A 5,537-nucleotide genomic window follows, 5' to 3' on the forward strand; every position below is an offset into this window, starting at 1 on the left:
AATTATTCCATTTTGATGAGGGTTTTAGGCGTATCACACTAGGTTTGGCAAACAAGTATGTCGCTAAAGCAGGTGTGGCTAAAAAAAAGAGATATATTATGATTAAAACTAATGGAATTACTTTCAAACCTTCTACCTGTCAACTTTTCCTGTCAGCCATTCTGGCCAGTGAGCATCACTGGTGTAGCGAGCTGTAGCGTCTTTATTCTTCCATCTTAAATACCCGTCATACTTCAAGCTGCATGTGCGTTGGCTGCGTTCAATCACCCGAATCACTTACTCATGTAAGCTCATCGGGGGTCTCTTGCTTAGCGCCTTCCTGCAACTCGAATTATTTAGGGTATAAAAAAGTTTATACGCCAAGTGAGTTTCTATTTCTTACGGCCTGCGCATGTCTATTCCTTGTGAATAGGGCATCGAATTAGGATAACCGTAACAAATAGACCTTAGCGTGCGTTTTACCCGTCATTTTTCAAATAGCAGGGATGTTGGCCACTTATTACTCGGCCGTCCATGGGCCTCGCCTCTTTGAGGCCGCTGCTTGCACTTTGAAATCGATAGGGTAGCTGTGTTAGGAGAAGAATGATGATTTATTGGATATTTTTAGGTTTAGCGATTGTCGCAGAAATTATCGGCACGTTATCAATGAAATATGCCAGTGTCAGTGGTGAGATGACCGGGCATATCGTGATGTATTTTATGATAACCGGTTCATACATTTTACTGGCTCTGGCAGTGAAGAAAGTCGCGCTAGGCGTGGCCTATGCCCTGTGGGAAGGGATTGGCATCCTGATTATTACTGTTTTTAGCGTGCTGTGGTTTGATGAAAGCTTATCACCACTGAAAATTGCCGGTTTAGTGACCTTGATCGGCGGCATAATGTTAGTGAAGTCAGGGACGCGTAAGCCGAAGAAACCAGGCAGCCCGCACAACAATTCAGGTGAGCAGCATGCAACAGCTTGAGTTTTACCATATTGCGTTTCTGATTTTGGCGGTCATCCTGGAAATCATTGCCAATATCTTGCTGAAAATGTCAGATGGTTTTCGCCGGGTATGGTTAGGCATATTATCACTGCTGTCAGTGTTAGGGGCATTCAGTGCTTTGGCACAAGCAGTGAAAGGCATTGAATTATCAGTAGCTTATGCCTTATGGGGCGGGTTCGGTATTGCCGCCACTGTGGCCGCGGGTTGGATTTTGTTTAATCAGCGTCTGAACTATAAAGGCTGGATTGGCCTGATTTTGCTACTGGCCGGCATGGTGATGATTAAGCTGTCCTGATATCCCCTTTGTACTTGAAGCTGCAGGGGGTTGGCTGCGCGCGCAAACCCGAATCACTTACCGGTGTAAGCTGATCGGGATTTGTTTGCTGGCCGCCTACCTGCAACTGCAATTACTTTGGCTATATCGAGTGACAGTTTTTAATCGAAGCTGATAAGCGGGGAAATGTACTGAATGGGTCCTTATTTGTTTAAAATACAAGGGGCGCGAGCCGTCAGAGTGCCCATCAGTGCCGTCGCCCCGCAGATCGCAAAATCAAATAGCCGCAATAATTTTGATTTCAACTTTGTACTTCGGATTCATCAATTTGGCTTCGACGGTACAACGCACTGGCGCATTGCCATCAACCACCCAGGCATCCCACGCCGCATTCATCGCCGCGAAGTCCGCACTGTCTGCCAGAAAAATGGTGGCATCCAAAATACGGCCTTTATCTGAACCGAGCTGATTCAATATCATATCTATTGCTGCCAGTGTGTTGGCAGTTTGCGCCGTGGCGTCTGCATCCAGATTTTCCGGTACGCTGGTGTAATAGATAGTGTTGTTAAATACCACAGCATCTGACCAACGTTTTTCTGGATTAATTCGTTCAATACTCATTTTCACTCCCTTGTGTGAATGTCAATGTCAGTTATCAGTAGTAGGGTAGCATAGCTTGTGATGAGAATGTGTGGTCGCGGGGCGATAGGCTTGGCATAATCACCGCTGATTTCGCCCGGAAGAGAACGCGTGACAGACGATTTTGCAACAGACGGCGCATTAGCGCAGGCCATTACAGGTTTTAACCCCCGAGAGTCTCAGCGCCGAATGGCGGCGGCCATCAGTGAATCTATTGATGCCAAACAACAATTGGTGGTAGAGGCAGGTACCGGTACCGGTAAAACATTTGCCTATTTGGCGCCCGCACTGCGTGCTGATTGCAAAGTGATTATCTCCACAGGTTCGAAAGCGTTACAAGATCAGCTCTATTCGCGTGACTTACCCACGGTAGCGACTGCTCTCAAATACAAAGGGAAGCTGGCCTTATTAAAGGGGCGCTCAAACTATCTTTGTCTGGAACGGCTTGAACAGCAATCATTGGCCGGGGGGGAATTAGCCAGTGAGACATTGGTTGATTTGGTTCGTTTACGTGGCTGGTCAGCCGAAACCATCGATGGTGATATCAGTACCTGTGGCCAGGTGGCTGAGGATAGCTTTGTCTGGCCGTTGGTCACCAGTACCAATGATAACTGTCTGGGCAGTGATTGCCCGCTGTATAAAGATTGTTTTGTGGTGAAAGCCCGCCGTAAGGCGATGGATGCAGATATAGTGGTGGTGAACCACCATCTGTTCTTGGCGGATATGGTGGTGAAAGAGAGCGGTTTTGCCGAACTGATCCCCACCGCAGATGTGATGATTTTCGATGAAGCCCACCAGATCCCCGATATTGCCAGCCAATACTTTGGTCAGCAACTGACCAGTAGACAACTAATGGATTTGGCAAAAGATATTATTATTGCCTATCGCACCGAAGTGCGCGACTCCGCCCAATTGCAAAAAAGCGCCGACCGTCTGACGCAAAGCACGCAAGATTTCCGTCTGGTGCTCGGCGACCCGGGGTATCGTGGCAATTTACGTGATGTACTGGAACAACCGGCGATTCAGCGGGCGTTGCTGTTGCTCGATGATGCGTTGGAGCTGTGTTATGACGTGATGAAGCTTTCCCTTGGCCGCTCAGCTATGCTGGATGCCGCTTTTGAACGTGCAACGGTGTATCGCAACCGCCTTAAGCGTTTAAAAGATGTCACTACACCCGGCTACAGCTATTGGTATGAGTGTAATTCACGCCATTTCGTACTGGCGTTGACACCGCTGTCGGTTTCTGATCGTTTTCGTGAGCTGATAGAAGAAAAACCGGGAAGCTGGATTTTTACCTCTGCCACACTGTCGGTTAATGATCAGTTATCACATTTCACCTCAAGATTGGGGCTAACTAACGCCAAAACGCTACTCCTGCCCAGTCCGTTTGATTACGCCAATCAGGCATTACTCTGTGTGCCACGCAATTTGCCTTCGGCGAATGAACCTGGGGCTGCCCGTAAGCTGGCGGTGATGCTAAAGCCACTGATTGATGCCAATAAAGGGCGTTGCTTCTTTTTGTGTACCTCACACCAGATGATGCGTGGTTTAGCCGAAGAGTTCCGCGCCAGTATGACGCTACCCGTTTTGGTGCAAGGCGAAACCAGCAAGGGGCAGTTGCTGGCACAGTTTGTAGCAGCAGGCAATGCACTGCTGGTGGCGACCAGCAGTTTCTGGGAAGGGGTGGATGTGCGGGGCGACGCGTTATCTTGTGTCATCATCGACAAACTGCCGTTTACCTCACCGGATGACCCTTTGTTGAAAGCCCGCATCGAAGATTGCCGTCTACGTGGTGGTGACCCGTTCAATGATGTGCAATTGCCTGATGCCGTTATTACCTTGAAACAAGGTGTGGGGCGTTTGATTCGTGACATCGACGATCGCGGCGTGCTGGTTATCTGTGATAATCGCCTGGTGATGCGCCCTTATGGCGCGATGTTCCTTAATAGCCTCCCGCCAGCACCCCGCACCCGTGATTTGGCGAAAGCCATCGCTTTTCTCAAGCAACGCGATTAAGGGAAAAGCGAGGAGGGGTGTGCTATCATGCGCGCCCTGTATTGAATTCATACTCTTTTCCTGCCGAGGTTGGCATGTCCACGCGAATTTTAGCGATCGATACCGCAACAGAAGCATGTTCTGTTGCATTGTGGAATAACGGCGAAGTTCAGGCGTTGTTTGAGCTTTGTCCACGGGAACACACCCAACGAATCTTACCGATGGTGCAGCAAGTACTGGCTGAATCGGGTTTATCACTGACGCAACTCGATGCATTGGCCTTTGGCCGTGGCCCTGGTAGCTTTACCGGTGTTCGTATTGGTATCGGTATTGGTCAGGGATTGGCTCTGGGCGCCGACTTACCAATGATAGGTATTTCCACCTTACAGACCATGGCTCAGGGGGCATTCCGTCTGACAGGTGCATCTCGCGTATTGGCAGCGATTGATGCCCGTATGGGGGAAGTCTATTGGGGTGAGTTTGAGCGTGACACGCAAGGCGATTGGCTCGGTGAACAGACTGAGGCAGTAATGACGCCGGCACAAGTCTTGGCACACGTGCCATCACTGAGCGGCCATTGGGCCACAGTAGGCACTGGCTGGCAGACGTATCCTGATCTGGTTAGCCGCGATAATGTGGTGCTGACTGACGGGCAGATGCTACTGCCGCAGGCAGAGGATATGTTGCCACTGGCATTATCATCATGGGCGAACGGGCGGATGGTGAGTGTGGAAAATGCCGAGCCAGTGTATCTAAGAAATGAAGTGACCTGGAAAAAACTGCCAGGCCGTTAGAACTGACCTGCGCCACGGAAATGTGAAAAATTAACGATATAGCAACTTGTCATCCTGTTTAGAGTCTAAAATATTCAGATAGCTATAGATATGATAAGGAGCAGCACACGATGGCGATAAATACGTCGACAACTCAATCTATAAAGAATAGAAGCCGTAAATGGACGTGTGGCTGGCTAGGATTGGGCGTTTTGCTTCTGTCCGGCTGTGTTACTGTCCCGCCAGCTATTCAGGGTACCACTGCGACGCCGCAGCAAAATCTTAATTTGGTTCGAACCGATCCGAAGGTCTTTGTAGGCCAGGAGGCGCGTTTTGGTGGGACCGTCATCAATGTGGCCAATGAAGCGCATCGTACCCGGCTTGAAATTGCCAGCGTACCCTTAGACTCGGGTGCCAGACCTATTTTGGGTGAGCCGTCACAAGGGCGAGTGATAGCCTATGTTAATGGTTTCCTTGAGCCAGTTGATTTTCGTGGTCACCTGGTGACCGTGGTTGGGCCGATTACCGGTGTTGAAGCCGGTAAAATTGGGATGACGCCGTATGACTTTGTGGTGATAAATGCCACAGGTTACAAACGTTGGAATCTTGCACAACAAGTTATGATGCCACCGGCAATGGGCCCGTGGGGTTATCACAACCCTGGGATGTGGGGGCCGGGATGGGGTGGTTGGTACAACCCGGGACCAGCACAGATTCAAACTATTGTTACGGAGTAGGTAGTCTGACCGGTTTCAATTGCTGCCAGATGTTAGGGTGTAATGGCATGAAGGGCGCTGAATTCAGCGCCTTTTTCACGTCGATAAAACATAAAAGATTCTATAATCAAAGGGTTATGGTTTTAAATGCTAGAG

General features: G+C 49.4%; 7 protein-coding genes. 6 read left to right on the forward strand and 1 reads right to left on the reverse strand.

Translation table 11 applies throughout. The annotated features are described in order from the left end of the window. The 3 genes from V1952_RS19735 to mdtI form a co-directional block, all read left to right on the forward strand. Positions 1–197: hypothetical protein (locus V1952_RS19735; RefSeq protein ID WP_420075379.1), on the forward strand; the 197-nt coding region annotated here is incomplete at its 5' end. A 388-nt stretch (positions 198–585) separates the two neighbouring features. Next, entirely contained in the window at positions 586–963 is a 378-nt protein-coding gene (gene mdtJ / locus V1952_RS19740) for a multidrug/spermidine efflux SMR transporter subunit MdtJ (protein ID WP_372559893.1), read from the forward strand. After that, positions 950–1,279, forward strand: coding sequence for a multidrug/spermidine efflux SMR transporter subunit MdtI (gene mdtI / locus V1952_RS19745; RefSeq protein WP_005163022.1), 330 nt, complete (start codon positions 950–952; stop codon positions 1,277–1,279). The genes mdtJ and mdtI overlap by 14 nt, the downstream gene beginning before the upstream one ends. A 255-nt stretch (positions 1,280–1,534) precedes the next feature. On the opposite strand, the gene V1952_RS19750 is transcribed toward mdtI, so the two are convergent. Continuing rightward, a complete protein-coding gene (locus tag V1952_RS19750; RefSeq protein ID WP_372558926.1) occupies positions 1,535–1,879 on the reverse strand; it encodes a RidA family protein in 345 nt (114 codons plus the stop codon). A gap of 129 nt (positions 1,880–2,008) precedes the next feature. Between V1952_RS19750 and V1952_RS19755 the strand changes: the two genes are divergently transcribed. From V1952_RS19755 to V1952_RS19765, 3 genes are all read left to right on the forward strand, one after another. Next, entirely contained in the window at positions 2,009–3,913 is a 1,905-nt protein-coding gene (locus V1952_RS19755; protein ID WP_102970416.1) for an ATP-dependent DNA helicase, read from the forward strand. Positions 3,914–3,987: 74 nt separating this feature from the next. Further along, positions 3,988–4,686, forward strand: coding sequence for a tRNA (adenosine(37)-N6)-threonylcarbamoyltransferase complex dimerization subunit type 1 TsaB (gene tsaB, locus V1952_RS19760; RefSeq protein ID WP_372558927.1), 699 nt, complete (start codon positions 3,988–3,990; stop codon positions 4,684–4,686). Between the two features lie 110 nt (positions 4,687–4,796). Then, entirely contained in the window at positions 4,797–5,402 is a 606-nt protein-coding gene (locus V1952_RS19765; protein ID WP_420071782.1) for a Slp family lipoprotein, read from the forward strand. Positions 5,403–5,537 lie beyond the last annotated feature (135 nt).

Source organism: Yersinia sp. 2542 StPb PI (assembly GCF_048593855.1).
GTDB lineage: Bacteria > Pseudomonadota > Gammaproteobacteria > Enterobacterales > Enterobacteriaceae > Yersinia > Yersinia enterocolitica_E.

What these genes read in the sequence shown, in the direction of transcription:
- mdtJ (WP_372559893.1), top strand. Translation starts at nt 586, where the DNA reads ATGATTTATTGGATATTTTTAGGTTTAGCGATTGTCGCAGAAATTATC.
- mdtI (WP_005163022.1), top strand. Translation starts at nt 950, where the DNA reads ATGCAACAGCTTGAGTTTTACCATATTGCGTTTCTGATTTTGGCGGTC.
- V1952_RS19750 (WP_372558926.1), bottom strand. Translation starts at nt 1,879, where the DNA reads ATGAGTATTGAACGAATTAATCCAGAAAAACGTTGGTCAGATGCTGTG.
- tsaB (WP_372558927.1), top strand. Translation starts at nt 3,988, where the DNA reads ATGTCCACGCGAATTTTAGCGATCGATACCGCAACAGAAGCATGTTCT.
- V1952_RS19765 (WP_420071782.1), top strand. Translation starts at nt 4,797, where the DNA reads ATGGCGATAAATACGTCGACAACTCAATCTATAAAGAATAGAAGCCGT.